This is a genomic window from Actinomadura barringtoniae (genome assembly GCF_017573505.1).
Lineage (GTDB): Bacteria > Actinomycetota > Actinomycetes > Streptosporangiales > Streptosporangiaceae > Spirillospora > Spirillospora barringtoniae.
In genome coordinates, this window is sequence record NZ_JAGEOJ010000014.1 from 18183 (window position 1) to 44803 (window position 26621).

At 70.9% G+C, this 26621-nt stretch carries 23 protein-coding genes; 13 read left to right on the forward strand and 10 right to left on the reverse strand.

The genetic code is table 11. The features are described 5' to 3' along the window. Window positions 1-9: 9 nt before the first annotated feature. The 5 genes from J4573_RS31585 to J4573_RS31605 all read left to right on the forward strand — a co-directional run bounded on the left by J4573_RS31585 (window position 10) and on the right by J4573_RS31605 (window position 7227). The gene (locus J4573_RS31585) at window positions 10-1788 is read left to right on the forward strand and encodes a T3SS effector HopA1 family protein (RefSeq protein WP_208259583.1); all 1779 of its coding nucleotides are present in this window, start codon (window positions 10-12) and stop codon (window positions 1786-1788) included. Between the two features lie 250 nt (window positions 1789-2038). Beyond that, entirely contained in the window at window positions 2039-3145 is a 1107-nt protein-coding gene (locus tag J4573_RS31590) for an EfeM/EfeO family lipoprotein (protein ID WP_208259584.1), read from the forward strand. Beyond that, window positions 3142-4368: an iron uptake transporter deferrochelatase/peroxidase subunit gene (efeB, locus tag J4573_RS31595; protein WP_208259585.1), complete on the forward strand. Its 1227-nt coding sequence runs from the start codon at window positions 3142-3144 to the stop codon at window positions 4366-4368. Before J4573_RS31590 ends, efeB begins: the two co-directional genes overlap by 4 nt. Before the next feature lie 126 nt (window positions 4369-4494). Then, a complete protein-coding gene (locus J4573_RS31600) occupies window positions 4495-6126 on the forward strand; it encodes a phospholipase C (RefSeq protein WP_208259586.1) in 1632 nt (543 codons plus the stop codon). Between the two features lie 228 nt (window positions 6127-6354). Further along, window positions 6355-7227 carry an NAD(+)/NADH kinase gene (locus J4573_RS31605; protein WP_243773889.1) on the forward strand — a complete coding sequence of 291 codons (873 nt, stop codon included), beginning with the start codon at window positions 6355-6357 and terminating at the stop codon, window positions 7225-7227. A 45-nt stretch (window positions 7228-7272) separates the two neighbouring features. Here the strand turns inward: J4573_RS31605 and J4573_RS31610 are convergent, their stop codons facing one another. Continuing rightward, window positions 7273-7938 (reverse strand): SDR family oxidoreductase, encoded by a 666-nt coding sequence (locus tag J4573_RS31610; RefSeq protein WP_243773890.1) that lies wholly within the window; start codon window positions 7936-7938, stop codon window positions 7273-7275. Between the two features lie 94 nt (window positions 7939-8032). Here J4573_RS31610 and J4573_RS31615 point away from each other — a divergent pair, with 94 nt between their 5' ends. After that, on the forward strand, window positions 8033-8599 hold the full coding sequence (locus tag J4573_RS31615; RefSeq protein ID WP_208259587.1) for a TetR/AcrR family transcriptional regulator: 567 nt from the start codon (window positions 8033-8035) through the stop codon (window positions 8597-8599). Here the strand turns inward: J4573_RS31615 and J4573_RS31620 are convergent. Beyond that, window positions 8586-9566 (reverse strand): Lrp/AsnC family transcriptional regulator, encoded by a 981-nt coding sequence (locus J4573_RS31620; protein ID WP_208259588.1) that lies wholly within the window; start codon window positions 9564-9566, stop codon window positions 8586-8588. The two genes, J4573_RS31615 and J4573_RS31620, sit on opposite strands and share 14 nt — an antisense overlap. 2 nt (window positions 9567-9568) lie before the next feature. Continuing rightward, window positions 9569-10177: a TetR/AcrR family transcriptional regulator gene (locus J4573_RS31625; RefSeq protein ID WP_208259589.1), complete on the reverse strand. Its 609-nt coding sequence runs from the start codon at window positions 10175-10177 to the stop codon at window positions 9569-9571. A gap of 183 nt (window positions 10178-10360) precedes the next feature. Here J4573_RS31625 and J4573_RS31630 point away from each other — a divergent pair, with 183 nt between their 5' ends. Further along, window positions 10361-11323: an NAD-dependent epimerase/dehydratase family protein gene (locus tag J4573_RS31630; RefSeq protein ID WP_208259590.1), complete on the forward strand. Its 963-nt coding sequence runs from the start codon at window positions 10361-10363 to the stop codon at window positions 11321-11323. Here the strand turns inward: J4573_RS31630 and J4573_RS31635 are convergent. From J4573_RS31635 to J4573_RS31650, 4 genes are all read right to left on the reverse strand, one after another. Further along, window positions 11317-13113, reverse strand: a complete 1797-nt coding sequence (locus J4573_RS31635; RefSeq protein ID WP_208259591.1) for a serine/threonine-protein kinase — start codon at window positions 13111-13113, stop codon at window positions 11317-11319. The two genes, J4573_RS31630 and J4573_RS31635, sit on opposite strands and share 7 nt — an antisense overlap. Before the next feature lie 86 nt (window positions 13114-13199). Further along, window positions 13200-14213, reverse strand: a complete 1014-nt coding sequence (locus tag J4573_RS31640; protein ID WP_208259592.1) for a TolB-like translocation protein — start codon at window positions 14211-14213, stop codon at window positions 13200-13202. Then, window positions 14210-15526, reverse strand: coding sequence for an MFS transporter (locus J4573_RS31645; RefSeq protein ID WP_208259593.1), 1317 nt, complete (start codon window positions 15524-15526; stop codon window positions 14210-14212). The genes J4573_RS31640 and J4573_RS31645 overlap by 4 nt, the downstream gene beginning before the upstream one ends. Before the next feature lie 45 nt (window positions 15527-15571). Further along, window positions 15572-16783, reverse strand: coding sequence for an alkaline phosphatase family protein (locus tag J4573_RS31650; RefSeq protein WP_208259594.1), 1212 nt, complete (start codon window positions 16781-16783; stop codon window positions 15572-15574). A 239-nt stretch (window positions 16784-17022) separates the two neighbouring features. On the opposite strand from J4573_RS31650, the gene J4573_RS31655 reads away from it, so the two are divergent. Further along, window positions 17023-18567, forward strand: coding sequence for a GMC family oxidoreductase (locus J4573_RS31655; RefSeq protein WP_208259595.1), 1545 nt, complete (start codon window positions 17023-17025; stop codon window positions 18565-18567). Window positions 18568-18614: 47 nt separating this feature from the next. Here J4573_RS31655 and J4573_RS31660 read toward each other — a convergent pair whose 3' ends face one another. Continuing rightward, on the reverse strand, window positions 18615-19220 hold the full coding sequence (locus J4573_RS31660) for a LysE family translocator (protein ID WP_208259596.1): 606 nt from the start codon (window positions 19218-19220) through the stop codon (window positions 18615-18617). An 82-nt stretch (window positions 19221-19302) separates the two neighbouring features. On the opposite strand from J4573_RS31660, the gene J4573_RS31665 reads away from it, so the two are divergent. After that, window positions 19303-19764, forward strand: a complete 462-nt coding sequence (locus tag J4573_RS31665) for an Lrp/AsnC family transcriptional regulator (protein ID WP_208259597.1) — start codon at window positions 19303-19305, stop codon at window positions 19762-19764. Here J4573_RS31665 and J4573_RS31670 read toward each other — a convergent pair. Next, the gene (locus J4573_RS31670; RefSeq protein WP_208259598.1) at window positions 19748-20332 is read right to left on the reverse strand and encodes a TetR/AcrR family transcriptional regulator; all 585 of its coding nucleotides are present in this window, start codon (window positions 20330-20332) and stop codon (window positions 19748-19750) included. The two genes, J4573_RS31665 and J4573_RS31670, sit on opposite strands and share 17 nt — an antisense overlap. A gap of 91 nt (window positions 20333-20423) precedes the next feature. Here J4573_RS31670 and J4573_RS31675 point away from each other — a divergent pair, with 91 nt between their 5' ends. Beyond that, window positions 20424-21272 carry an oxidoreductase gene (locus tag J4573_RS31675; RefSeq protein ID WP_208259599.1) on the forward strand — a complete coding sequence of 283 codons (849 nt, stop codon included), beginning with the start codon at window positions 20424-20426 and terminating at the stop codon, window positions 21270-21272. 98 nt (window positions 21273-21370) lie between these two features. After that, a complete protein-coding gene (locus J4573_RS31680; protein WP_208259600.1) occupies window positions 21371-21820 on the forward strand; it encodes a MerR family transcriptional regulator in 450 nt (149 codons plus the stop codon). A 46-nt stretch (window positions 21821-21866) separates the two neighbouring features. Here J4573_RS31680 and J4573_RS31685 read toward each other — a convergent pair whose 3' ends face one another. Next, the gene (locus J4573_RS31685; RefSeq protein WP_208259601.1) at window positions 21867-23243 is read right to left on the reverse strand and encodes an aspartate aminotransferase family protein; all 1377 of its coding nucleotides are present in this window, start codon (window positions 23241-23243) and stop codon (window positions 21867-21869) included. A gap of 206 nt (window positions 23244-23449) precedes the next feature. Between J4573_RS31685 and J4573_RS31690 the strand changes: the two genes are divergently transcribed. After that, window positions 23450-24331 carry an alpha/beta fold hydrolase gene (locus J4573_RS31690; protein ID WP_208259602.1) on the forward strand — a complete coding sequence of 294 codons (882 nt, stop codon included), beginning with the start codon at window positions 23450-23452 and terminating at the stop codon, window positions 24329-24331. 119 nt (window positions 24332-24450) lie between these two features. Continuing rightward, on the forward strand, window positions 24451-26571 hold the full coding sequence (locus tag J4573_RS56290) for a glycosyltransferase (RefSeq protein WP_208259603.1): 2121 nt from the start codon (window positions 24451-24453) through the stop codon (window positions 26569-26571). Window positions 26572-26621: the final 50 nt, after the last annotated feature.

Here is a 26621-nt window from a genome sequence, read left to right on the forward strand (position 1 = left end):
CGGCGTCCGATGCCCAGGGACAAGAAGAAGTCGGCCTTCCTCTCCAAGAAGAAGAAGCCCACGCGCAAGCCGCCGACGCGCGTGGTCGTGCGCGGCGCACAGACCGGCCGCAAGGCCGCCCCGGCCGACACCGCGACACGGCCTGCCGAACGAGCCCCGGCGCAACGGGCTCCGGCGCAGCGGACCCCGGCACAGCGGACCCCGGCGCGGGCTCAGGCACTGACCCCGGCGCTGACCCGTGCCTTCAGCCCCGCCGTGCCGAGCCGGGCGCGGACGCCTGCCGAAGACCTGACCGGCCAGGCCAAGTCGTTCCTCGCCCACCAGCGCGCACTCAAGACGGCGGAGGAACCGGCGCGGCAGGTCGTTCCGGCTCGCGACGCCCCGCCCGTGCTGGTGGAGCCGGTGCTCGCGCCGGTGCTGCCGCCGGTCCCGGGGGACGGGGTCAAGACCAAGCGGCAGATGTTGACCATCTCCGCCGCCGGCACCGACGAGGCCCTGGTGAGGCAGGGCGTGGAGGCCAACAAGGCCGCCCTGAAGCGGATCTACGAGGCGTTCTACGACCAGGCGGACGGCAGCCGGCTGAGCGGCCAGGACCGCCTGGACCGGATCTACAACATGATGGGCGAGGGCACGGCGGAGTACGTCCAGACCCCCGTGACCGATGAGGAGTTCGGCGACTTCCTCAAACTGCGGCCCGACATCTTCATCCAGGCCCAGGAATCCGATTTCCCGAAGAACGCCACACGGGAGCAGCGCGAGCAGGTGCTCCGGGAGGCGGTCCAGGAGGGTGACTACTTCCACGTTCACAACGTGAGCAAGCTGTACACCAAGGCCCATCCGAGCGGCGACCGCGCCGCGGGCCTGGGCAAGCTGGCCAGGCGCATCGTCGTCAACGTCAAGACGCAGGAGGCGGGGCTCAAGGTGGCCGGGAAGATGGCCGCCCTGATGGACGATCCGCTCGTCTCGCCGAACATGCGCCAGTTCAAGATCTATCTCAGCAAGGAGGTGCCGACCGGCGAGACCACGGTCAAGCACGACAAGCTGGTGATCTACTACCAGCTGCCGCCGGGGACGGGGGACACCACCAGCGACCCCGTCGGCGACAAGATCGTGGCGGCGGTCGGCGAGGCGGTCGGCGAGGAGGAGATGGGCTCCGATCTCGCGCCGTACTACGCCCGGCTGGGCCCGGGGGTCGCCTGGGCCGAGGAGCCGAAGTACTTCGTCGGGGAGCTCGACAACAGCTTCACCGAGTCCCGGGCGGAGGTCATCTCGAACGTCATCAACGACAACGACACCGTCCCCACCCTCGCGGGCTTCCTGGACAAGGTCACCGCGGCGCTCAGGGGCAAGTTCATCGACCCCGCCCAGCCGCACCGTCACCTCCCGGGCGCGAAGTCCCTCGAACAGGTCAGGGCGGAGAAGGAGGCGGCCAGGCTGGAGGCGGAGCGGGTCGCGCAGGAGGCCGCCGCCAGGGAGGCCGAGCGGGTCAAGGTGGCCACCGCCCAGTTCGAAGTGGCGGAGGCGCAGATCGCGCAACGCTTCCAACCGAGCTACCAGAGCGCCCTCTCGAGGTACCAGCAAGCCGTCGAGCAGGCCGACCGGCGCAGGCAGGCGGCGATCGAGAACTCCACGGTGAGCCAGCGGCAACGGAGCCTCTGGCAGCAGCGGGAGGAGACGATGCAGGAACTGGAGGATTCGCAGATCAGTCGGTACGAGGCCGATGTTCGGTCGATCGCCGACCGTTACCAGCGCGAGCTCGCCGCCGTGCGGCAGCAGCTGAACATCTGAGCCGAGCATCTGAGCCGACCCTTTGACCTCAACCTTGGTCGAGTTCCCAGCGTGATTCATTGATCGACTTCGCGGCCGGCGGGTCGATGGGCGCGCGCTATCTGCACGGGCAGATCATGACGATTCCCGAATTCACCTTTCCCTGGTGACCAAGGCGGTGGAGGAGGGGGACGGCGACAAGGGTTATTCGAGTCTCGTCGAGCATTTCACCCCGACTGACTAGAGTGTGGCGTCGCCGATGGGGGGATTTGTGAGGAGCTCGACAGGCCTGGTCGTCCTTGTGGGCGGTGCGGTGCTGCTGCTCGCCGGGGCCGGGGACGCCGCCACGGCGCCGCGCCCGGCCGCCGCCGCGCCGATGATCCAGGCCGCGGTGGGCGCGTGCGGGACCGGCTGGGCCCAGCCGCACGCGGGCCCGCAGACCCTCGTTGTGCACAACGGCGGCAGCACGGTCGCCGAGATCAGCCTGCTGAACGCCTCGGGCGGCGTGCTCGGGGAGCTCGAGGGGATCGGCCCGGGCACGTCCAGGTCCCTGCGGGTGACGCTGGGCGCCGGAACGTACTCCTTCCGCTGCGCGGACGAGGGCGCGGGCGACCCGGTCACCGGGCCGCGCACCCGGATCGGCGGCACGGAGGCGAGCGGCCCCGCGATCGTCCCGGTGACGGAGAACGAGCTCTACGGGCCGACCCAGAAGTACCGCGCGTACGTGGAGGACGGGCTCAAGCGGCTCATCGCGCAGACCGGCACCCTGACCAGCGCGATCGACGGCGGCGACCTCGGGGCCGCGCGCGCCGCGTGGACGCCCGCGCACATGTCCTATGAACGGCTGGGCGCCGCGTACGGCACGTTCGGCGACCTGGACGAGGCGATCAACGGGTCCGACAGCGGCTTCCACCGGCTGGAGCGCGGGCTGTGGCACGGCGAGGACGCCGCCGCGCTCAAGGGGCCCGCCGACCAGCTGGGCAAGGACGTGCGGGCGCTCAGGGGCCAGTTCGCCGACGAACGTACCGACCCCGCCGACCTGCCGCTGCGCGCGCACGAGATCCTCGAGGACACGCTGCGGTTCCAGCTGACCGGCAAGGTCGACTTCGGCAGCCACACCGACCTGCGATCGGTCGCCGCCAACCTGGAGGGCACGCGTGAGGCGGTGGACGTGCTGCGGCCCGTGCTGAAGAACCGGTTCGCCGGCCTCGCCGAGGTGGACGACTGGATGGACCGGCTGGACAAGCAGCTGAAGGGACGCTCGTCGCTCGGCGACCTGTCCCGTGAGGAGCGCGAACGGTTGGACGGAACGGTCGGGAAGCTGGTCGAGCTGCTGGCCTCGGTGGCCACCATCGCCGAGCCGAGGCGGACGTCATGACCGACCGCCGATCGTTCCTGCGCGGCGCGCTCGTGGCCGGGGCCGCCGGGGTCGTCGCCGGACCCGGAGCGGCGGGTGCGGCCGGCGCGGCCGGAGCCGTGGGCGAGGCTCAGGCCGAAGGGGTCAAGGCGCGGGCGTTCCATGGCGCGCACCAGGCCGGAATCCTGGAGCAGCCGGGGCGGCGGACGCTCGTCGCCTCGTTCGACGTCCTCGCCTCGGGCCGCTCCGAGCTGGTCGAGATGTTCCGTACGCTCACCGCCCGGGGCCGCGCGCTGACCAGCGGGGGAGCACCCCAGGAGGCCGGGATCGCGGCGCCGCCGGCAGACTCCGGCGTGCTCGGCCCCGACATCCCGGGCGGCGGCCTGACGCTCACGGCCGGTGTCGGCGCCTCGCTGTTCGACGGCCGGTACGGGCTGGCCGGGCGTAAGCCGCCGGGGCTGACGCAGATGCGCACGTTCCCCAACGACGACCTCGACCCGGACTGGTGTCACGGCGACCTCAGCGTCCAGCTGACCGCCGACAACGAGGACACCGTCGTGCACGCGCTGCGCGACCTGACGCGCCACCTGCGCGGCGCCGCGCAGCCCAGGTGGCGGATCAGCGGCTTCTCCAGCCCGCCCCGCCCGGGCGGCACGCCCCGCAACCTCATGGGCTTCAGGGACGGCATCTCCAACCCCGACGCGGCCGACGCCGCCGCGATGAACAAGCTGGTCTGGCTGGACGGGAGCGGCGGGCAGGACTGGACGGCCGGCGGCTCGTACCAGGTGATCCGGCTGATCAGGATGCTGGTGGAGTTCTGGGACCGGGTCGGCCTGCCCGAGCAGGAGCAGATGTTCGGCCGCAGCCGCGACACCGGCGCGCCGCTCGACGGCGCCCACGAGCAGGACGTGCCGCGCTACGCCGAGGACCCGGTCGGCAAGGTCATCCCGTTGACCAGCCACATCAGGCGCGCCAACCCGCGCACCCCGCAGAGCGAGGGCGGCCGGATCCTGCGCCGCGCGTTCAACTACGACCGGGGCATGGACGAGGCGGGCAACCTCGACATGGGCCTCATCTTCAGCTGCTACCAGCGGGATGTGCGCGGCCAGTTCGAGGCGATCCAGGACCGGCTGAAGGACGAGCCGCTCGTCGACTACATCAGCCCGTTCGGCGGCGGTTACTTCCTGGTGCTGCCGGGGGTACGCGACGACCAGGACTTCTTTGGGAAGGCTCTCCTAACTTAATTAGAGGTGCTAAAGAGTGTTCACCTTCCCGTCACTTTTCGCCGTGGTCGTCGTTTACCCCTTCCGGTTGGATCTTTCCGGACGCGCCCTAAGGGGCGATGAGGGGGGAACGTGGAGAGGCGCAGTATGAAGTGGACAACGCCGTTGAAGTGGACGGGGCGGAGCCGCGCGATCGCGGCGGCCTCGGTGGTGGCGGCCGGAGCGCTCGCCGCAGCGGCCATCCCGAGCTGGGGCGGCGGCGGTAGCGAGGGCGTCTCGCTCATCGCCGCGTACACGCCGACCTCGACCGCGACGCCCATCAAGCACGTCGTGGTCATCTTCGGCGAGAACATCTCCTACGACCACTACTTCGCGACCTACCCGAAGGCCGCCAACACCGACGGGACCACGTTCAAGGCGGCGCACCACACGCCGCGCGCGAACGGGCTCAGCAAGAAGCTGCTGAAGCACAACCCGAACCAGTACAACCCGGCGCGGCTGACCCACGAGCAGGCCCTCACCTGCGACCAGGACCACTCGTACGCGCACGAGCAGAAGGCCGTCAACGCCGGCAAGATGGACAAGTTCGTCGAGAACACCGGGCGCGACAAGTGCACGGGCCAGCCGGTCATCTACGGGGCCCCCGGCCTCGTCATGGACTACTACGACGGCAACACCGTCACCGGCATGTGGAACTACGCCCAGCACTACGCGATGAGCGACAACTCCTGGGACACCATCTTCGGCCCGTCCTCGCCCGGCGCCATCAACCTGGTGTCCGGCCAGACGCACGGCATCTACGCGGTCGACCCGGTCACCCACAAGAAGGTCACCGACCCGACGGTGGTGCAGTCGCCCGACAAGGACGGCGTCGGGACGATGATCAACGACCCGCAGCCGGCCTTCGACGACTGCTCGGCGCAGAACCACACCGCCAAGAACAACCTCGGCGTGCTCACCGGCAAGAACGTCGGTGACCTGCTGAACGCCAAGCGCGTCACGTGGGGCTGGTTCCAGGGCGGCTTCCGGCCGACCGGGCAGCAGAACGGCTACGCGGTCTGCGGCGCGGCCCACACCAACGTCGGCGGGAACTCGGTCACCGACTACATCCCGCACCACGAGCCGTTCCAGTACTACAAGTCGACGGCGAACGAGAAGCACCTGCCGCCGTCCTCGACCGCCGCGATCGGCTCGACCGACCAGGCCAACCACCAGTACGACCTGACCGACTTCGACTCGGCGCTGTCGGCGGGCAGGCTGCCCGCGGTCAGCTTCCTCAAGGCCGGCGCGTATCAGGACGGCCACGCGGGCTACTCCGACCCGCTGGACGAGCAGGCGTTCGTCGCGAACTACGTGAACAAGCTGCAGAAGTCGCCGGAGTGGAAGTCGACCGCGGTCGTCCTCGCCTACGACGACTCCGACGGCTGGTACGACCACGCCAAGCCCAAGATCACCAACGGCTCGGCGGACGCGGCCGTGGACGACTCGGCGCTGTGCGGCAAGGCCAAGGCGGCGGGCGGCTACCAGGACCGCTGCGGTCCGAGCCAGCGGCTGCCGATGATCGTCATCTCGCCGTACTCCAAGGTCAACCACGTCGACCACCACTACCAGGAGCAGACCTCGGTGCTGTCGTTCATCGAGAGCAACTGGCGGCTCGGCCGGATCGGCGACGCCTCGTTCGACGTGCGCGGCGGCGACCTGTCCCGGCTGTTCGACTTCCGGCGCCCGCGCGCGGGCAAGCTGATCCTCGACCCGAAGACCGGCGCCCCTTCCTCCTAGAGAGGCGCCTCAGTCCTGGAGCGGCGCGTTCCTGGAACGGGCGCTCCTAGAACCGGGCGCTCCTAGACCGGCGCGCTCCTTGGACGGGGCGCTCCTAGAACGGCGCGCTCCTAGGACGGGGCGCTCCTAGAACGGCGCGCTCCTAGAACGGCGTGCTCCTAGGACGGCGCGCTTTCCCAGAGCGGTCAGAAACCGTACCCGGGCCATCGGCCCGGGTACGGTTTTCGTATGGGAATGGTGGACACCGTCGGGCTGATCCTGCACCCGCAGCGCGACTCCAAGGTCGCCGTCGAGACGATCGTCGGCTGGGCGGCCGGGCGGGGCGGCCAGGTGCTCGGGCTGCCCGAGGAGATCGGCCGGATCGACTGCAGCGCCGTGGCCGTCGGGCCCGAGGTGCTGGCCTCCAAGTCCGACCTGCTGGTCAGCCTGGGCGGCGACGGAACGATGCTGCGCTGCATGCGGATGGCGCGCGGCCGGACCACGCCGGTGCTCGGCGTCAACCTCGGCCGCCTGGGCTTCCTCGCCGAGATCGACGTGGACCAGCTGCAGGGCGCGCTGACCAGCATCGACCAGCACCGCTACCAGGTCGAGCCGCGGATGGCGGTCACGGCCAGGCTGCCCGACGGGCGGGAGCTCACCGCGTTCAACGACATCTCGGTGGTGCGCATCCCCGGCGACGGCCTCGCCGCCATCGAGGTCCTGGTCGAGGGCTGCCCGTTCGTGCGCTACACCGCCGACGCGGTCATCGTGGCGACCTCGACCGGCTCGACCGCCTACAGCTTCTCGGCGGGCGGGCCGATCGTGTCGCCGACGGTCGAGGGCTACCTGGTCGTCCCGGCCGCCGCGCACTCCTCGTTCAACCGGGCCATCATGCTGTCGGCGAGCGAGGCCGTGACGCTGTCGCTGCTGCCGACCTGCGGCGAGCTGGCCGTCGAGGTGGACGGCATCGTCGAGGCCCGGCTGACCTCCGGCGACCGCCTGGAGGTCACCGCGAGCCGCGCGGCGGCCCAGGTCGTCCGGCTCGGCGAGACCACCTTCTACGAACGGGCCCGCCGCAAGCTGCGCGTCAGCGGCAGCGCCGAAGCCGACGGCATGCCGTGATCGCTTGATCGGGAGTGACCGCTTGATCAGGCGTGTCAGGCGTGATCAGGCGACGGTGAAGCCGCCGTCCACGGGCAGGATCGTGCCGGTCACGTACGAGGCGTTCACCAGGTAGGAGATCGCCTCCGCCACGTCTTCGGCCTGCCCGACCCGCTTCACCGGCAGGGTCTCGGCCGTTCCGGTGAACTGGGCCTGCCTCTGGTCCTCGGGCAGGAACGACCACCACGGGGTGTCCACGACGCCGGGGGACACCACGTTCACCCGTACGGGCGACAGCTCGGCGGCCAGCGGCGACGCCATCCGCTCCAGTGCGCCGTTGGCGCCCGCGAGCGCGGCCGTGCCGGGCAGCGCCGCCCGCGCGGTGGCCGCCGAGATCATCGTGATCGAGCCGGTCACCCGCGCGTGCCTGATCGCCACGAGGTAGCCGAAGACCTTGCCGAACGCGGTGCGGACGCCCTCGGAGGGCGTGTCCTTCACCGGCCCCATCCCGGCCGGGCCGGGGCTGAACGCCAGCACCAGGTGGTCGAACTCGCCGAGGCCGTCGAAGAACTCCTTCACCTGCGCCTCGTCCGTGCCGTCCACGATTTCGGAGGGCACCTTCACGGTCGCCGGGCGCCGGCCGGTCACCACGACGTCGGCGCCCTCGGCGGCCAGCCGCTCGGCCGCCGCCAGCCCGATCCCGGACGTGCCGCCCATCACTACAACGCGCATGTCGCGCTCCTCTGGGGTTCGTTTCTCGGCAGATCTTTTCTAGACGCTGCGTCTCGATATTAATTCGAGACTCGACGTCTTGTAAAGTGGCGGCATGGGACCTGGACGGCCGCGCAGCGAGAAGGCCCGGCAAGCGATTCTCACCGCCGCCCTGGAGGAGCTGGAGGAGCACGGCTACGCCGCGCTCACCATGCAGGGCATCGCCGCGCGCGCCGGCGCGGGCAAGCAGACGATCTACCGGTGGTGGCCGTCCAAGGCCGACGTCGTGCTGGACGCGCTGGTCGACCTCGCCGCGGCGCGCATCACCGTCCCGGACGAGGGTTCGCTGCCCGCCGACCTGGACGCGTTCCTGGCCGCGACGTTCCGCGAACGGGGCCAGCGCAAGATCCTGGTCGGGCTGATGGCCGAAGCGCTGCTGGACCCGGCGTTCGCCGCGGCCTTCCGGGAGCGCTTCCTGTTCGCCCGCCGCGCCGCGCTGCGTGAGATCCTGGGGCGCGCCGTCGAACGCGGCGAGATCGCCGACGGCATCGACCCGGAGTTGCTGATCGACGTCGTCTACGGCGTCGTCTGGTACCGGCTGATGATCGGGCACGCGCCGCTGGACGAGGCCGCGGGCCGCGAGCTGACCGCCCTGCTGCTGCGCGCCGTCACGCCCCGCTGAACGGCAGGCTGAACGGGAGCAGAGCCCCGGCTCGCTTCACCGTCCGGATGATCGGCGCGGTCTCCATCTCGCGGATCGCGTCGAGGGCGGAGACCCGTTCGGTCAGGTAACGGGCCAGATCGGCGGTGTCGCGGCAGTTGACCGCCGCCAGCAGGTTGGTCGGTCCGGTGGTGAGCGCGGCGAACGAGACCTCGGGATGGTCGGCCAGCGCCTTGGCCGTCGGGACCACCTGCGACGGCCGAGCGGTGATCCACAGCCTGGCCTGCGAGGTGAAGCCGAGGACGGCGGGCGGGATATCCACCTGGTAGTGCAGGACGCCGTTCGAACGGAGGGACTCCATCCGGCGCCTGACCGTGGACTCGGACCAGCCGGTCGCCGAGGTCAGGTCGGAGTAGGGCGCACGGCCGTCGCGGGACAGGGCGTCGAGCAGGGCGCGGTCGCCGTCGTCGAGCGTGATGGGGGAGTCGCCGGGGGCGGGCTGCGGCGGCTGGAGGCGTTCCACCTGGTCGGGGGACAGGTGCGCGACGCCCGGCCAGGTCGTGGGGAGCGCGTAACTGCCCAGCAGGAGATGCGCGGACACCGACACGAGGCGGCGTGTGCGGGGGAGCTTGTGCAGGAGCAGCGCGTCCTGGTCCTCGGAGCTGCGGGTCTGGACGTTGCAGGACACCTCCGTACCGCCGGACAGGAGGTAGACCCACGAGGTGTCGTCGCGGGCGGCGAGGGCGTCGGCCACGGCCGCGGCGGCATCGGGCGTACAGCGCAGCCGGACCGTCCAGGGCGTGTAGCCGAGGCGCGCGCCGTTCACGGTGCCGACCACGCGGAGCAGTCCCGCCGAGCGCAGCCGGCGGTAGCGGCGGGCCACGGTGTTCTCGCTGACCTCCAGGACCTCGGCGATCGTACGGAACGGTGCGCGCCCGTCGAGGTGCAGCGCGTGGATCAGCCCGCGGTCGACCGAGTCCAGATCCATGTTCACCCGCGGGCGTAGGCGGTCAGGAAGACGTCGACGCCGGAGGAGACCAGCTCCTCCAGTTCGCCTTCGTCGAACTCGTAGGCGGGCCGGAAGGTCCGGATGAGCTGCGCGGCGTCCACGGTCATCGCGGTCAGCTGGCGGACGGCCTGCCTCGGCCGGGGAACGTCGAGCGCGCCCTTCTTGTGGAGGGCCGCGAACGCGCGGACGAGCGCCTCGTCGTTGGTCGCGTTCACCTGCGCCCAGACCTGGCCGAGCTGGGGGAACCGGTCGATCTCGCCGATCACCAGGCGGCGCAGCGTCATGACGTCCTCCCGGAGCACGACCTCGACCCACGAGCCGAGGAAGTCGATCAGCGCGGCGCGCGGGTCGGGCGCCTCGGCGATCCGGTCGGCCAGCGGGCCGAGGTCGGTGTAGCCGTCGCGCAGGTAGCCGCCGATCACCGTGAGGAACAGCCGCTCCTTGTTGCCGAAGTGGCTGTAGACCGTCGGTTTGGACACCCGCGCCCGCGCGGCGATTGCGTCCACGGACGCGCCCGCGTAGCCGCGCTCCACGAACTCGCCGATCGCGGCCTCGGTGATCGCCGCACGCTTGCGCTCGGAGGCGCTCATCGCATCACCCTACATCACACTAAACGGTGTAGTTCGATCTTGCCGAAGGCCGCTGTGACGCGAGTCACCTGGAAAACCGTCACATCGAGGGGTGGTCGCCCGTCCAGATGGCGTCCGTGCACACAGAGTCCGTGCACACAGAGTCCGGACACACGGAGTCCGGACGAACACTGAGGAGTCATCATGCGAGTTCTCGTCGCAGGCGCCACCGGAGTCGTCGGCCGTCAGCTGGTCCCGCTGCTCACCGCCACCGGGCACGAGGTGATCGCCTTGTCCCGCGGCGGACGGAGGCAGGAGGACCCGGCCGCGGGCGTCGAGACGGTGACCGCCGACGCGCTCGACCGCGAGGCGCTGGAGGCGGCCGTTCAGAAGGCACGCCCCGACGCGGTCGTCCACCTGCTCACCGCCATCCCCGCCGAGCTCGACCCGCGCAAGATGGAGGAGCAGTTCGCCCTCACCAACCGGCTGCGCACCGAGGGCACCCGCAACCTGATCGCCGCGGCGCAGGCCGCCGGTGCGACCCGGATCATCACGCAGGGCCTGGCGTACGCCTACGACCCCGATGGCGGTGTTGGATCTCACAGCGCGGGTGCGGCCAACGAGGACGCGCCGTTCTGGAACGAGCCGCCCAAGCAGTGGCGGACCTCCCTGGAGGCGCTGAAGGACCTGGAGCGGCAGACCGCCGAGGCCGGCGGCCTGGTGCTGCGGTTCGGTCACCTGTACGGCCCCGGAACGGCCTTCGCCGCCGACGGGTCGACCATCCGGCAGATCAAGGCCCACAAGATGCCGATCGTGGGCAAGGGCTCGGCGACCTTCTCCTTCACCCACACCCACGACGCGGCGACCGCCGTCGTCGCGGCGCTCACTCGTACTTCGGGAGCGGGGCCGGTCACCGGCGCGCTGAACATCGTCGACGACGAGCCGGTGCTGCTGCGCGACTGGCTGCCCGCGGTCGCCGAGATGGCCGGTGCCAAGAAGCCGGGAAAGGCGCCGGCGGCGCTGGCGCGGCTGGCGGTCGGCGGCTGGGGCGTGGCGTTCATGACCAGGCTGCGCGGCGCCGACAACGCGCGGGCGCGGCTGGAGCTGAACTGGCGGCCCCGGTACGGCTCGTGGCGGGAAGGCTTCGCGGCCGAGCTCGGTCAGTAGTTGTCGCAGACCTTGAACCTGACGGTCTTCACATCGTGGCTCGGGCTGCTCAGCACGACCTTGAACGTGTGGTAACCCGGCTCGCTGATGACGCGGCCGAACCCGCTGGAGTACGAGGGCTTGGCGGTCGGGGTGGCGTCCGGGCCGAGGTAGAGGGCGTAGTCGTCGTCGTAGATGGCGATCTTCAGCTGGGTCGTCTTGCTCGCCGTGATGGAGTAGTTGGCGTCGATACCGGCTCGCTTGCCCACCCCGTCGTCGTAGCGGTAGTAGCAGTCGCCCTTCTTGCCCTGCGAGGAGAGGGTGAAGCTCGAGATGTAGGCAGTGGTCCCGCTGCCGCTGCCGCCGCCGCCCGATTTCGGGGGAGAGCTCCCGTCGCCGCCTCCGTCTCCGCCCCTGTCGTCGGGTGCGCCGCCCGACTTGCCGTGGGGCTTGGGCGAGCCGGACGCACCGGGGCTCTGGCTGGAGCCGGGGCTGGGGGAGCCGCTGCCGTTGGGGTTGGGCTTGCCCGACTGGCCGTTCGCCTGGTTGGAGCCCGCCGAACCCTGGCCGTTCGCGCCCGCCCCTTCCTCTCCGTTGCGCAGGCCCATCGCGCCGTTCCCGCCGTTGTTCCTGGAGCCGGAACCCCCGCCGGGCAGGAACGTGAACAGGAGCGCGACGGCGGCGGCCGCGGCGATCAGGACGCCGATCCCGCCGAGGCCCAGCACGAGGATCTTGCGCTGGCCGGGAGCCGGTTGCTGGCGGCCCTGGCGCCCGGGCCTGGGCGCACCGTCCAAGGAGGTCACCATCGGCGCGGGCGGGATCGTGGGCGGCGCCGTCGGCGGCGCGGGCTGCTGGTTGGCCGCCGGTACGGCCTGCGCGGGCTGCGGATCCGTCGGAGGTGCCGGGGGCGGAGGTGCCGGGGGCGGCGGTCCGGGCATCGGCGGCATCGCGGCCGCTTGGATTCCGGCTGCGGCTGCGGCGGCCTGGGCCGCGTTGGTCTGGGGGCCGGTGGCGGACGGCGAGCCGAGCAGGCTCAGCAGCACGGTCTCCATCGTCGGCCGTTGCGCCGGGTCCTTCACCAGGCAGCCGGCGACGATCGAGCGGAGCGGCTCGTGCAGGCCCCTGAGGTCGGGCTCGCCGGTCAGGACGCGCTTCATGATGGCCGGGAACGAGTCCGCGCCGTACGGCGGCAGGCCGGACGCGGCGAACGCCATCACCGAGGCCCAGGCGAAGACGTCGGCGGGCGGGCCGACCACGTCGCCCTCGAACTGCTCGGGCGCCATGTAGGCGGGCGTGCCGATGATGCTGCTGGTCAGCGTGAGCGGCGACTCGGTGTCGCGCGCGATGCCGAAGTCGATGACGCGGGGCCCGTCCGGGCCGAGCAGCACGTTCGACGGCTTGAAGTCGCGGTGCACGACGCCCGCCTGGTGGATCGCCGCCAGCGCCGTGGCCGTCGCGACCGCGAGCCGCTGCAGCGTCGCGCCGTTGCGCGCACCCGCCTCCTGCAGCGACGGGCCCTCGACGTACTCGGTGACGATGTAGGGCCGCGGGCCGTCGAGCGAGGCGTCCAGCACCTGCGCGATGCAGAACGGGTCGACGCGGCGGGCGGCGGCGATCTCCTTGATGAAGCGTTCCTGCACGCGCGGGTCGGCGGCGATCTCCTCGCGCAGCACCTTGACCGCAACGGGCGTCCCGTCGGCGTTCCGGCCCAGGTAGACGACGCCCTGGCCGCCCATGCCGAGCCTGCCCGTCAGCCGGTAGGGGCCGAGCTGGGCGGGGTCGTCGGGGCGCAGCGGGGTGGCTTCCGGCATGGGACGTGACTCCTGGCGGGGCGGTGCACTAGGCGGGGCGAAGCGTGCGGCGTAATGACAAGATCACTAAGGGGAGCGTACGCACTTTACCGGAGCACGACCGGAACCTGCGCCGCCTTCATGACAAGTCGTGGTTCGCCCGTTCCGTCCGCCGGGACCTCGTATTGGTCCGATTCGTACTCGGCGGGGATCGCGTACAGCAGGGTCCGGTCGTCGAGCCAGGTGACCTGGTCGTCGAGCGGGCGGCGTTCGGCCGTCGCGGTCTCCTTCATGGTCCGCAGGTCCAGGACGTGCAGCCGCCACGGCAGCGCCGAGGTGTCGCCCGCGATCCGGTGCTTGAACGCGACGCGCGTGCCGTCCGGCGACACCGAAGGGCACTCGGCGTTCCGCATCAGCGTCCGGACGGTTCGGGACTTCATGTCGCCACGCACCAGGTAGGTCTTACCCTTGGTCGCCATCGTCGCGTAGAAGGTGTCGTCGTCGGCGAACGTCACGCCCCAGAAGTTGACGTCGGCGGCACGGTAGGGCTTGCCGTCCTTGACGACGCGGAACTCCTCCAGGTTCTTCACACGCTGCCAGGTGCGAGTGTCGACGATCGAGGTGCGCGTGGAGAAGTTCACCCCGGCATAGGAGTCGCCGCTGACGAAGACCGTCCAGGCGACCCTCCGGCCGCTCGGCGAGACCCGCGTCCGGCTCGGCCCGCCGCCCGCCGCATAGCGGCGCAGCTCGCGGAAGCGGGAGTCCATGATGACGACGGAGAACGAGTTGACCGGCCCGCGCTTGGCCTCGACACAGACCGCCGTTCCGCCCGCCGCGTTGAACTTGTAGCAGGTCAGCGGCATCGCGGTCCGTACGCCGCCGGTGCCGTTCAGTGCGACTGAGGCCAGGTGGTCGCGCTGCGGTCCCCACGCCATGTTGCGGAAGAGGATCCGGCCCTTGCCAGTCAGGTCGAACTGCCCTGTCTGGACCGGCGGGCCACCGGCGCGCGGCTTGTCGCGTTCGTCCGTACGGCCCGCCGCGTGCAGGGTGTACGCGATGGCGACAGCGGCGAGGAGCGCGAGGGCCACGACCAGGACGCGCACTCGTGCGGCGGTGCTCACGCGGGAGACTCCTGGGGTCGATCGGGCGTGGTCGGGGAGCCGGGGCGGAGGAAGGCCGCGGCGACGGCGGTGAGGGCGAGCGCGACCGCCGCCGTGCCGACCGAGGGGCCGATGCCCCAGGCGGTCCAGGCGGCGCCGAACGCCAGCGACGACACGAACCGGGTGGTCGCCTGGCCGGTCTGTACGAGCGCCATCCCGCTGGCGCGCAGCTCGGCGGGCAGGTGCGGCCCGGCCGCCGCCATCAGCACCCCGTCGGTCGCGGCGTAGAACGTGCCGTGCAGGAACAGCACGCCGATGATCGGCGTGATCCCTCCGTACGGCAGGAGCAGTAGTGCGTAGGCGCCGAGCAGCGCGGCGTGCCCGCCGACGAACACCGGCCAGCGGCCGATCCGGTCGGCGACCAGGCCCAGTGGCATCGCCAGCGCCAGGAACCCGGCGGCGGTGCCGAGCGGCAGCAGCGGGAACCACTGCGGGTCCAGGTCGAGCCGCTTCTGGATCAGCAGGAAGACGAACGCGTCGCTGATCGTGACCAGGCCCAGCAGCGCGGCGGCGACGCAGATCCGCCGTACCGCCGCGAGCCGGAGCAGCCCCAGCGCGGCCCGCAGCTGTGTCTTCTCCTTGGCTTCGCCGGGTCCATCGCTGGCTGCCTCGCCGGTTGCCTCGCCGGTTGCCTCGCCGGGCGGTCGTTGAACGAACAGGACGAGGACCAGCACGCCGGCCGCCGCCACGCAGCCGCTGACCACGAAGACCGCGTCGTAGGCGTCGGCGGCGTACCAGAGCAGCCCGAACGCGACCGCCGGGCCGAGCAGCGCCCCGGCCGTGTCCATCGCCCGGTGCACGCCGAACGCGCGGCCCTGGTCGCGGGCACCGGTCGAGAGCGAGATCAGCGCGTCGCGCGGCGCGGTCCGCAGCCCCTTGCCGGACCGGTCGACCGCCAGCACGGCGGCGATCGTCGGCACGGTCGAGACGACGAGCAGCGCGGGCTTGGCGGCGGCCGACAGCCCGTACCCGAGCCCGGCGACCAGCTTGTGGCGGCGTCCCCGGTCGGCCGCGTGCCCGCCGAGCAGCCGCACGAGCGCGCTCACCCCGCCGTACACCCCGTCCAGCAGCCCGAACGCCAGTGGCGTCAGGCCGAGCTGGACCACGATGTAGATCGGCAGCACCGCCGTGACCATCTCCGAGGACACGTCGGTCAGGAGGCTCACCGTGCCGAGCGCGAAGACGGTCGCGGGCACGCCGCGCACGCGGCCGCCCACGTGCCCGCGCTCGACCCCCGACGCGGCGTCGGCGGTGCGTGCCGTCGACAGGTACACGGTGAGCCTCCTCCGCTGTGCTCTTCAGAAGCGATCAGGACTGGGTCAGAACCAGTTGACCACGATCTTGAAGTCGGCCTTGCCGGTGGCGCCCGCGCCGTCCTTGACCGTCACGGTCACCGGGTAGGTGCCCGGCTGGTAGACGGTCCCCGACAGAGTGTCGCCCGACGCGAGCAGCACGTACGGCAGCTTGCCACTGACGGTGTAGGCGACGGTGCCGGAACAACCGGTGGAGGTGAACTTGATGTTCACCTTCCCGCCGACCTTGACGGTCTGGTCACCGGGATTGGCGACCTTGCAGGACCCGCCCGGATCGGGGTCACCGCCGCCTCCCGTACCGAACGGAGCGGTGATCGGCGTCGCGTCGACCGACCCCTCGTTGTGCCCGAGCCCGTACATGTCCTCCAGGGTCCGCAGCACGTTGTAGTGGTTGTCCTTGCCGACGGCGGGGTTGGACGGCCCGTACTCGCCGGGCTTGACGTTCGCGCCGTAGAAGACGGTCTCGATGTCGTTGACGGAGTTGAAGACCTGCGACTCGTCCCAGGTGACGATCAGCAGGCTGTTGTGGGTCTTGGCCCACTCGGCGTACGCGCCCAGCCTGTTCTTGAGGTAGGTGTCGCCGTCGGTCACCGACGCGCTGTGCATGTTGTGCTTGTTGTCCGGGATCACGTACGAGACGGTCGGCAGCCGCGCGAAGTCGGCCGGGAACTCGGCGTCGGTGTGGAACGTGCTCGCCGGCACATTGGTGAAGTTGAGCCACGGTGCGTGCCGCTGGACGTAGTCGCCGCTGGAGCACGTCGACGGGCTGCCCGGGTAGCCCTGCATGTAGGCGCCGAACGTCTTGCCCGCCCCGATCAGCTTGGAGGCGAGGTTCGGCCGGTCGAACGGGGCGCCCGGCACCGGGCACTGGTCGAGCTGCCCCTCGACCTTCCCGTGGAACTGCGCGAAGTAGTTGCCCTGGCTCGGATGGACGATGCCGTACATCTCGGTGAGCGACGCGCCGCCCTTGCGGATCTGGTCGATGTACGGCGCGGCCGCCGCGGTGATCTCGCCGTCGTCGCGGTTCTCCTCCATGACGATGACGACGTGGTCGAACGCGGGCGGTGCGGCCAGGCGGGACTGCGCGGCGGTGTCCCGCGCCGCCATGGGATGCGCGGAACCACTGCGCATCGCGACCAGGGCGAGGGCCGCGGCGAGCACGGCGGCGCACAGCAGCGCGATGCCGGGAGGCCGGCGGAGAGCGGACGGTTTCGGCACGATTTCCCTTCTTTCCGCGCCCTTCGTGAGTGGGGAGCTGCGCCAGGAGTAGATATCGGGCCGGTAAGGGCCGACAAGAAAGCTCGGGCAGCCCGTTGCAGATGGAAGGCATGCCGCCCCGGCATACGGCCAGGCAGCCGGACGGGCGGGCATGGACGCGGTGACAGCGCAGTGGTATGCCCGATCTGTGCGGCGCCGGTGGGGAGTCGCAGCGCTTGGAGAACGGCAGGAGGGCAGCGATGGACTTCGACTACATCGTCATCGGGGCCGGTTCCGCGGGTTGCGCGCTGGCGGCGCGCCTCTCGGAGGACACCGCGGTCAGGGTCGCGCTCCTGGAGGCGGGCGGCCCGGACAAGAAGAACGAGATCCACATCCCGGCGGCGTTCCCCAAGCTCTTCAAGACCGACTACGACTGGAACTTCTCCACCACCAAGCAGCCCGAGCTGGAGAACCGCGAGCTCTACTGGCCGCGCGGCCGGATGCTCGGCGGCTCCTCGTCCATCAACGCGATGATGTGGGTGCGCGGCCACCAGGCCGACTACGACGGCTGGGACGTGCCCGGCTGGTCGTACGACGAGGTCCTGCCGTACTTCAAGCGCTGCGAGGGCCGCGTCGGCAGCAACGCGGGCGCGGTCTACGGCACCGAGGGCCCGCTGGTCGTCTCCGAGCAGCGCAGCCCGAACCCGACCACGCTGGCGTTCCTGGAGGCCTGCGCGACCGCCGGGCTCACCAGGCTCCCCGAGCTGAACGGCCCGTCGAACGAGGGTTACGCGCAGACCCCGGTCAGCCAGAAGCGCGGCCGCCGCTGGAGCACCGCCGACGCGTACCTGCGGCCCGCGCGCAAGCGCGCCAACCTCAAGGTCGTCACCGGCGTCCAGGTCTCCCGGATCCTCATCGAGAACGGCCGCGCGGTCGGCGTCGAGTCGTCCGGCCGGACCATGCGCGCCCGCAAGGAGGTCATCGTCGCCGCCGGCGCGATCGGCTCGCCGCACCTGCTCATGCTGTCGGGCATCGGCGACCCCGACCACCTGCGCGAACGCGGCGTCACCCCGGTCGTCGAACGCCCCGCGGTCGGCCGCCACCTCCAGGACCACCTGTCGGTCGCCGTCATGCGGCACTGCACCGAGCCGATCACGCTCGCGAACGCCGACTCGGTCCCCAACCTGGCCCGCTACCTCCTGCAGCGCCGCGGCCCGTTCACCTCCAACGTCGGCGAGGCGGTCATCTTCACCAAGAGCGACCCCGCCCTCCCGGCGCCCGACCTGGAGCTGATCTTCGCGCCCGCGCCGTACGTGGAGCACGGCCTGACCCCGCCGACCGAACACGGCATCACGCTCGGCGTCGTCCTCCTCCAGCCCGAGTCGCAGGGCCGCATCACGCTGGCGACCGCCGAGGCCTCCGCGGCCCCCGCCATCGACCCCGGCTACCTGACCGCCGAGAGCGACCTGAAGCGCCTGGTCCATGGCATGCACTTCGCCGAGAAGCTCATGGAGACCGAGCCTCTCAAGCGCTACGCGGGCCCGCCCATGGCCCCGTACGAGGGCGCCACCGACGACGCCGCGCTGACCCGCCACATCAGGGCCAGCTCCGAGACGCTCTACCACCCGACCGGCACCTGCCGGATGGGCACCGACGACGACGCCGTCGTGGACCCCGACCTGCGCGTCCGGGGCGTCGAGGGCCTCCGAGTGGCCGACGTCTCCGTTCTCCCGCAGATCACCCGGGGCCACACCAACGCCCCGGCGATCATGATCGGTGAGAAGGCCGCCGACCTGATCCGCTAGAAGCCCTGATCCGCTAGAGGCCCTGATCCGCTCGAAGCCCTGATCCGCTAGAGGAGCCGATCCACGATCAGCCAGGCCCCGATCCCGACCATCGCGATCCCCGACAGCCGGCTGATCAGCTTCGCGCTGCCCGGCCGCCCCACCAGCGCGCTCCGGGTGAACGTCCCCAACCCCAAATAGAAGACCCCGCAGGTCGCCATAAAGGCGCAGCCCAGGACCCCGATCTGCCAGGCCACCGGCCAGGCGTACCCCGGATCGGTGAACTGCGGCAGCAACGCCAGAAAGATCAAGAGCCCCTTCGGATTGAGCCCGCTGACCCCGACCCCTCTCGCGAAGGTCCGCCACCCACTGCCGTCGGTCTCTCCTCCGGAGATCTCTCCTGGCCGGGCGAACGTGCTCGCCCCGTGCCACACCAGATAGAGCCCCCCGACCAAGGTCAGCCCCGTCAGAAACGTCGGCGACTCCGCGACGAGCGCGCCCACCCCCGCAGCGACCACGGCCGTGATGATCGCGTACCCCATCACCAGCCCGCCCACCGCAGGCAGCACCGCGCGCCGCAGCCCCGCCCCGATCGTGAACGCCCAGTCCGCGCCCGGAACCACGATGAGCAGCAGCGCGACCGTCCAGAACGCCAGCACCGATCCAGCATCCATGCCCAGAAAACTACGTCTGATCTGCCGAAAAGTGCTTCCAATATCTCCCGCTGGAAGCCTGCTCCGTAGAAGAATCGACCCCATGGACGCGATCGACCGCAAAATCCTTGCTCTCCTCCAAGAAGAGGGCCGCCTCACCATCACCGAACTGGCGGCCCGCGTCGGCCTGAGCGTCTCCCCGTGCCACCGCCGCCTCCGCGATCTGGAACGCACCAAGGCCATCCAGGGCTACCGGGCCGTCGTCGACCCCGCTGCCCTGGGCCTCACGTTCCAGGCCCTCGTCTTCGTCACCATGCGCCAGGAGGACCGCGAGACCCTCCTCGGCTTCGAAGCCGCCATCGCCCGCGTTCCCGAGGTCCTCCAGGCCCAGCGCCTCTTCGGCGACCCCGACTACCTCCTGCGCATCGTCACCGCGGACCTCACCGCCTACCAGGAGCTGGAAGACGACGTCCTCTCGGCCCTCCCAGGCGTCCAGCGCCTCAACTCGACCCTCGTCATGAAGCACGTGGTCAACGACCGCCCGCTTCCTACCGCGGGGCGGTGAAGCTGCGGACGGCCTCCACCATCGCTTCGCGATGCTCGCGGAGTCTTGCGGGGGTGTCTTCGGCCAGGGCCTTGAGGCCGGGGGCGCCGCTGAGCCAGCTTTCGCTGATGCGCAGGACCATGGCGAACAGGTCGATCGCGGGGATGGTGCCGTTGACCTTGCCCGCGCGCTGGGCCTCGGCGATGGCCTGGACCTTGATCTCGTAGCTCTCGCGTTCGGCCTCGCTCGGGGTGGCGCGTTCGAAGGTGCGCCAGGCGTTCAGGCGGGCGGTCTCGGGGTTGGCGAGGACGTAGTCGAAGCGGGCGCCGGCGAAGGCGGCCAGGTCGTCGGGGGTGAGCGGCACGTTCTCGGCGACGGCGTCGATCTGGCGCTGGAGGACGGCGTCGAAGAGCTTGTCCTTGTCGCCGAAGTAGACGTAGATCAGGCGCTTGTTGGCCCCGGCGCGTTCGGCGATGCGGTCGATGCGGGCGCCGGCCAGGCCGTACTCGGCGAACTCCGCCGTCGCGGCCTTGAGCAGGAGTGCCTTGGTCGCCTGGGCGTCGCGAGGACGGCGGATGCTCTCGGGCATGACCCCAGGCTAGCAAAGTAACTAACTGTTGATTTACATGCGGCCATGGGCTAGATTGTAACTATCCAGTTAGATACTTTAGGGAGTGGACATGGCGTTGGAGACGCTGGCGGGCGACCTCGCGATCACGCGGATGGGGTACGGCGCCATGCAGCTGGCGGGGCCGAACGTGTTCGGGCCGCCGCGCGATCGGGAGGAGGCCCTGGCCGTTCTGCGGGAGGCCGTCGAGCTCGGGGTGACCCACATCGACACGGCCGACTTCTACGGGCCGGAGGTCGTGAACGGGCTCATCAAGGAGGCTCTGCACCCGTACGAAGGAATCACGATCGCCACCAAGGTGGGCGCTCGCCGGGGCGACGATGGGGCGTGGATTCAGACGCAGGAGCCCGCGGATCTCAGGGATCAGGTCTACGACAACCTGAAGCGCCTGGACGTGGAGACGCTGGACCTGGTCTACGCGCGGCTCGGCACGCATGAGGGCACGACCGATGAGTCGATCGCGGCGCAGGTCGCCGCGCTGGCCGAGCTGCGGGAGAAGGGGCTCATCCGGCAGCTGGGGCTGAGCGGGGTCTCGTCGGCGCAGCTCACCGAGGCCCAGACGATCGCGCCGATCGTGGCCGTGCAGAACTTCTACAACCTGGTCAACCGGCAGGACGACGAGCTGGTGGCGCGGACGGCGCGGGAGGGGATCGCGTACGTGTCGTTCTTCCCGCTGGGCGGGTTCAGCCCGCTCCAGTCGGACGTGCTGGCGCGGGTCGCCGGCCGGTTGGACGCTACGCCGCAGCAGGTCGCTCTGGCGTGGCTCCTGCAGCGTTCGTCCACGTCGGTGGTCATCCCGGGAACGTCCTCGCGAGGGCATCTGCGGGAGAACGTGGCCGCCGCGGAGCTGGTGCTGCCGGAGAACGCGATCTCGGAGCTGGACGCGATCGGGATGTCGTAATCCGCGAAGCGGATCCACGTCCCCATGACCTGGCAGGTCCGCCGGGAAGGCGATCTCGCCGCCTATCCGAAGGCGTAGGCGCGCGTAGTATTGAGAGCGTGCTCGAAGTCGACAGGACGATTCCGGATGAAGGGCTGAGCATCGCGGAGGCGGCTCAGCGGAGCGGCGTCAGCGTGCACACGCTGCGGTATTACGAGCGGGCCGGGCTGGTGGTGACGGCCATCGACCGCACGTCGGGCGGGCGGCGCCGGTATCACTCGCTGGACCTCAACTGGATCAAGGTGTGCACGCGGCTGCGGGCGACGGGCATGCCGATCCGGGACGTTCGGCGGTACGCGGAGCTGGTCGCGGCGGGCAGCGGGAACGAGAAGGAACGCCTCGCCCTGCTCGAGGAGCATCGGGCCGAGGTGCGCGCCAAGCTCGCCGAGATCCAGACCAGCCTCGAGCTCATCGACCACAAGATCGACGTGTACCGGGGACGGCTGGAGGCCGGTGACGCCGACCAGTTGTGGGCCGGCGTCACCAAGCCGGGCGAGGGCCGTGGTTAGAGGGCACGGTCAGCGGCGGGGCTAGAGGGCGGGGTCAGCGGCGGGGCTAGAGGCGGGACCAGGCCTCGGTGAGGACCGAGCGCAGGATCTGCTCGATCTCGTCGAAGTGCGACTGGTCGCAGATGAGCGGCGGGGCGAGCTGCACGACGGGGTCGCCGCGGTCGTCGGCGCGGCAGTAGAGGCCCGCCTCGAAGAGCGCCTTGTCCAGGAAGCCGCGCAGGAGTCGTTCGGACTCGTCGTCGTTGAACGTCTCGCGGGTGTCCTTGTCCTTCACGAGCTCGATGCCGTAGAAGTAGCCGTCGCCGCGGACGTCGCCGACGATCGGAAGGTCGTACAGCTTCTCGAGCGTGGCGCGGAAGGCGTTCTGGTTGCGCAGGACGTGGCCGAGGAGGTCCTCGCGTTCGAACAGGTCGAGGTTGGCGAGGGCCACGGCGGACGACACCGGGTGGCCGCCGAAGGTGTAGCCGTGCGCGAACATGGCGGTGCCGTGGCGGAACGGCTCGAAGAGGCGGTCGCTCACCAGCATCCCGCCGAGCGGCGAGTAGCCGGACGTCAGGCCCTTGGCGAAGGTGATGATGTCGGGCTGGTAGTCGAACTTCTGCGAGCCGAACATCGTGCCGAGCCGCCCGAACGCGCAGATCACCTCGTCGGATACCAGCAGGACGTCGTGGCGGTCGCAGATCTCGCGGACGCGCTGGAAGTAGCCGGGCGGGGGCGGGAAGCAGCCGCCGGCGTTCTGCACGGGTTCGAGGAAGACGGCGGCGACGGTGTCGGCGCCCTCGAAGAGGATGGCCTCCTCGATCCGGTCGGCGGCCCAGCGGCCGAACGCCTCGGGGTCGTCGCGATGTTCGTTCGCGCGGTAGATGTTGGTGTTCGGCACGCGGAAGCCGCTCGGCACGAGCGGCTCGTACGGCGCCTTGATGCCGGGCAGGCCGGTCAGCGACAGCGCGCCGTGCGGGGTGCCGTGATAGGCGACCGAACGGCTGATCACCTTGTGCTTGGTCGGCTTGCCGGTGAGCTTGAAGAAGTGCTTGGCGAGCTTCCAGGCGCTCTCGACGGCCTCGCCGCCACCGGTCGTGAAGAAGACCCGGTTGAGGTCGCCGGGGGCCAGGTCGGTGAGGCGTTCGCTCAGCTCGACGGCCTTCGGGTGCGCGTACGACCAGAGCGGGAAGAACGCCAGCTCGGCGGCCTGCTTGGCGGCGGCCTGGGCGAGCTCCTCGCGGCCGTGCCCGGCCTGGACGACGAACAGACCGGCGAGCCCGTCGAGGTAGCGGCGACCCTGGGTGTCGTAGATGTAGGCGCCGTCGCCGCGGGCGATCATCGGCACCTCGCCGCCGTTCTCGTACGAGGAGTGCCGGGCGAAGTGCATCCAGAGATGGTCGCGGGCGGCGCTCTGCAGGGCGTCCTGCGTCGGGTCCGTCATGGCATCTGCTCCCAGCCGGTCTTCCAAGCGAGTGATCCAGTCGTCTTGATGCTAGATCAGTGCGGAATCAGCTGTAAACACGTATATGGGCTTCGATATCCGAAGGAGTCAGTGTGATCTAGCTTGCACCCGTGCCGATCCGGCGCGAATCCGACACGACCCGGCGCGGTAACGTCGCGGCGAGGCCTGTGAAAGGGAGTACTTACATGGACGTGGTGCGGTCGGTGAAGGCGAACGGGCTGGAGTTCGGCTACCTGGAGGCGGGGCCTGCGGACGGGCCGCTCGCGCTGTGCCTGCACGGCTTCCCGGACTCGGCGTACACCTGGCGACACCTGATGCCCGAGTTGGCGGCGGCCGGCTACCACGCGGTCGCGCCGTTCATGCGGGGGTACGCGCCGACCGGCGTGCCCGAGGACGGCGCCTACCAGGTCGGCGCGCTCGCGTCCGACGCGAACGCGCTGCACGAGGCGTTCGGCGGCGGCTCGGACGCGGTCATCATCGGCCACGACTGGGGCGCCGCGACCACCTACGGCGCCGCGGCGGCCGAGCCGCGGCGCTGGCGGAAGGCCGTCACGATGGCGCTGCCGCCGATCAACTCGCTGATGGCCGGGTTCTTCACCTACGAGCAGCTGAAGCGGTCGTTCTACATCTACCTCTTCCAGACCCAGCTCGCCGAGATGGCGCTGAACGCCACGTTCGTCGAGGGCCTGTGGCGCGACTGGTCGCCCGGCTACGACGCCGCCGAGGACGTCGCCCACGTCATGAACTCGCTCGGCACGCCCGCCAACATCGGCGCGGCGATCGGCTACTACCGCGCGATGCTCGACCCGTCCCGGCACGTCGAGCGGTACGCGATCGAGCAGGCCGCCACCGCGACCAAGGGTGAACGCCCGGTGCTCTACCTGCACGGCGCGGCGGACGGATGCCTCGGCGCCGACACGTTCGTGCCGGGCGGCGACTTCACCGGCGTGCTGGGGGAACTGCCGGACGGTTCGCGGGCAGAGCTTGTCGCGGACGCCGGGCACTTCCTGCAGCTCGAACGCCCGGACGAGGTCGACCGGCTGGTCCTGGAGTGGCTCGCGACCTGACGCCGGCCTGTCGGCGATCTTGACCCGGAGACGGCTCGTTTCCTGACGACGGGTAAACAGTGGATGGCGGGTCGCTATGAGACGGTTTGACTAGTAGGTCGGACCTCTACCGTGACCCTGTGACCGACGCAGACGGCGGGCGTGCGGACCGGCTCGCGGCCGAGAACCAGGCCGTACGGCAGCGCGTGGCCGAGCTCCAGCAGGAGAAGGACGAGCGGGACCGGCAGATCGAGGCGCTGACGCGCCGCCTCACCGAGGCCACGCGCGGGCTCGGCGACCTCGGCCTGAAGGTCGCCGAGGAGGCGCTCAAGGCCGAGCACGCCGAGTGGCAGGCCGAGGTCATGCGCCGCCGCCGCTGGTGGCGGCTCGGCGAGGCGCTCACCGCTTTCCGCCGCAAGCCGCTCGCCGTTCGGTCCTACCGGCGCCTGCGCGGCGCGCTCGCCGTCAAGGAGCTCCCCGCCGAGCCCGCCGCCGAGGCGGTCGCGCCGCCGCGGCCCGAGCTCACGATCAACGAGCTGGAGACGCTCGACTTCCCGGCGGCGATCTTCCCCGCCGGGCCGGTCGCGCGCGGCGACGTCACGGCGGCCGTGGTCGCCTCGCCGGTGACGACGGCCGCGCTGCGGTACGAGTGGCGCCAGATCGACGGGCTCGGCGCGGACGACTGGCGGCAGTCGCTGGAGCAGTCTCCGGAGGCGCAGCCGCTCGGCCTGCTGTTCGTCGAGTCCGGCGCCGGTGCTGATCTGCCGCTCGCGGAGCTGGTCGCCTGGTGCCGCGAACGCGGCATTCCGACCGTCTACTGGGACACCGGCGACGGAACCGCTGACGGGACCGGCGACGGAGCCGCTGACGGGACCGGCGACGGGACCACCGACGGGACCGTCGAGGCGGCCGAGGCGTTCGACCACGTCTTCGCCGTCGACGAGGCGGCCGCCGCCCGGCACGAGGACGCCGGGCTGCTCCCGTTCGCCGCCCAGCCGCGCCTGCACAACCCGATCCGCGGCGCCGACCACGGCCGGTTCCCGCTGGTGTACGAGGGTTCCTACGACGAGCGGGACGAGCCGCTGCTGGCCCCGGCGCCCAAGCTCGGCGCGCACTTCTTCGGCGACGGCTTCCCGCGCATCTACCGCCAGCGGGTCGCGCCGCCGCTCGCGTACGAGAAGGCGCTGACGGCCCGCAAGCACTACCGCGTGCTGCTCGCCGCGGGCGAACGCCAGGTGTACGAGGCCGCGGCCGCCGGCGTGCCGGTCGTCCGCACGAGCCAGGCCGAGGGACGCGACGTTCCGTGGCGTGCGGGCGCGGTGGCCGAGGCGCCTGGCGTCGGCCTCGGGCCGGGCGGTCCGCTCGGGCCCGTCGTCACCGACGAGGTCGAGGGCCGGGCGGTGCTGCGCGCGCTGCTGCTCGGCGACGAACTGCGGGACCGCCAGGCGCACCTCGCGCTGCGCGAGATCCACGCCGCCCACACCTACCGGCACCGCGTCGCCGAGATCCTCGACTCCGTCGGTCAGGGCATTGGGCGGGGCGGCGGGCAGGGCGGCGGGGCGTGGACGGAGCCGCCGGTCTCGATGATCCTGCCGACCTGCCGTCCCGAGCAGATCACCGAGGCGCTGCGCCAGGTCGCGCGCCAGCAGTGGCGGCCGCTCCAGCTCGTCCTGGTGCTGCACGGGCTGGACATCGACACCTCGCTGGTCGAGAAGCGGGCCCGCGAGGCCGGGGTCGACGAGATCGTCGTGCTCGCCGCCGACTCGGCGCTCACGCTCGGCGGCTGCCTGAACCTCGGCATCGAGGCCGCCGACGGCACCTACATCGGCAAGATGGACGACGACGAGGTGTACGGCCCGCACTACGTGTCCGACCTGATCCCCGCGTTCGCCTACACCGACGCGGGCGTGGTCGGGAAGCTCGCGCACTACTCCCACCTCGCCTCGATCGGCGCCACGCTGCTGCGGCTGCCTGAGCACGAGCACAAGTACGTGAACTACCTGCGCGGCGGCGCGCTGCTGGCCGAGGGCGACCTCATGCGCACCTACCGGTTCGCCGACCTCGGGCAGGGCGAGGACACCGACCTGTTCAAGCGGCTCCGGGCCGACGGCGTGCTGGTGTACGCGTCCGACCGGTTCTCGTTCATCACGATCCGGCACGCCGACCCGGCCCGGCACACCTGGCGCCCGGACGACCTGGAACTGATGGCCAACGCCACGCTCGCGTTCTACGGCCTGCCCGAGGAGCACATCCTCTTCTGACGCGCGACCGCGGAGTCCCTGGCCTTGACGTTATTGCGTCGTTTGTCAAT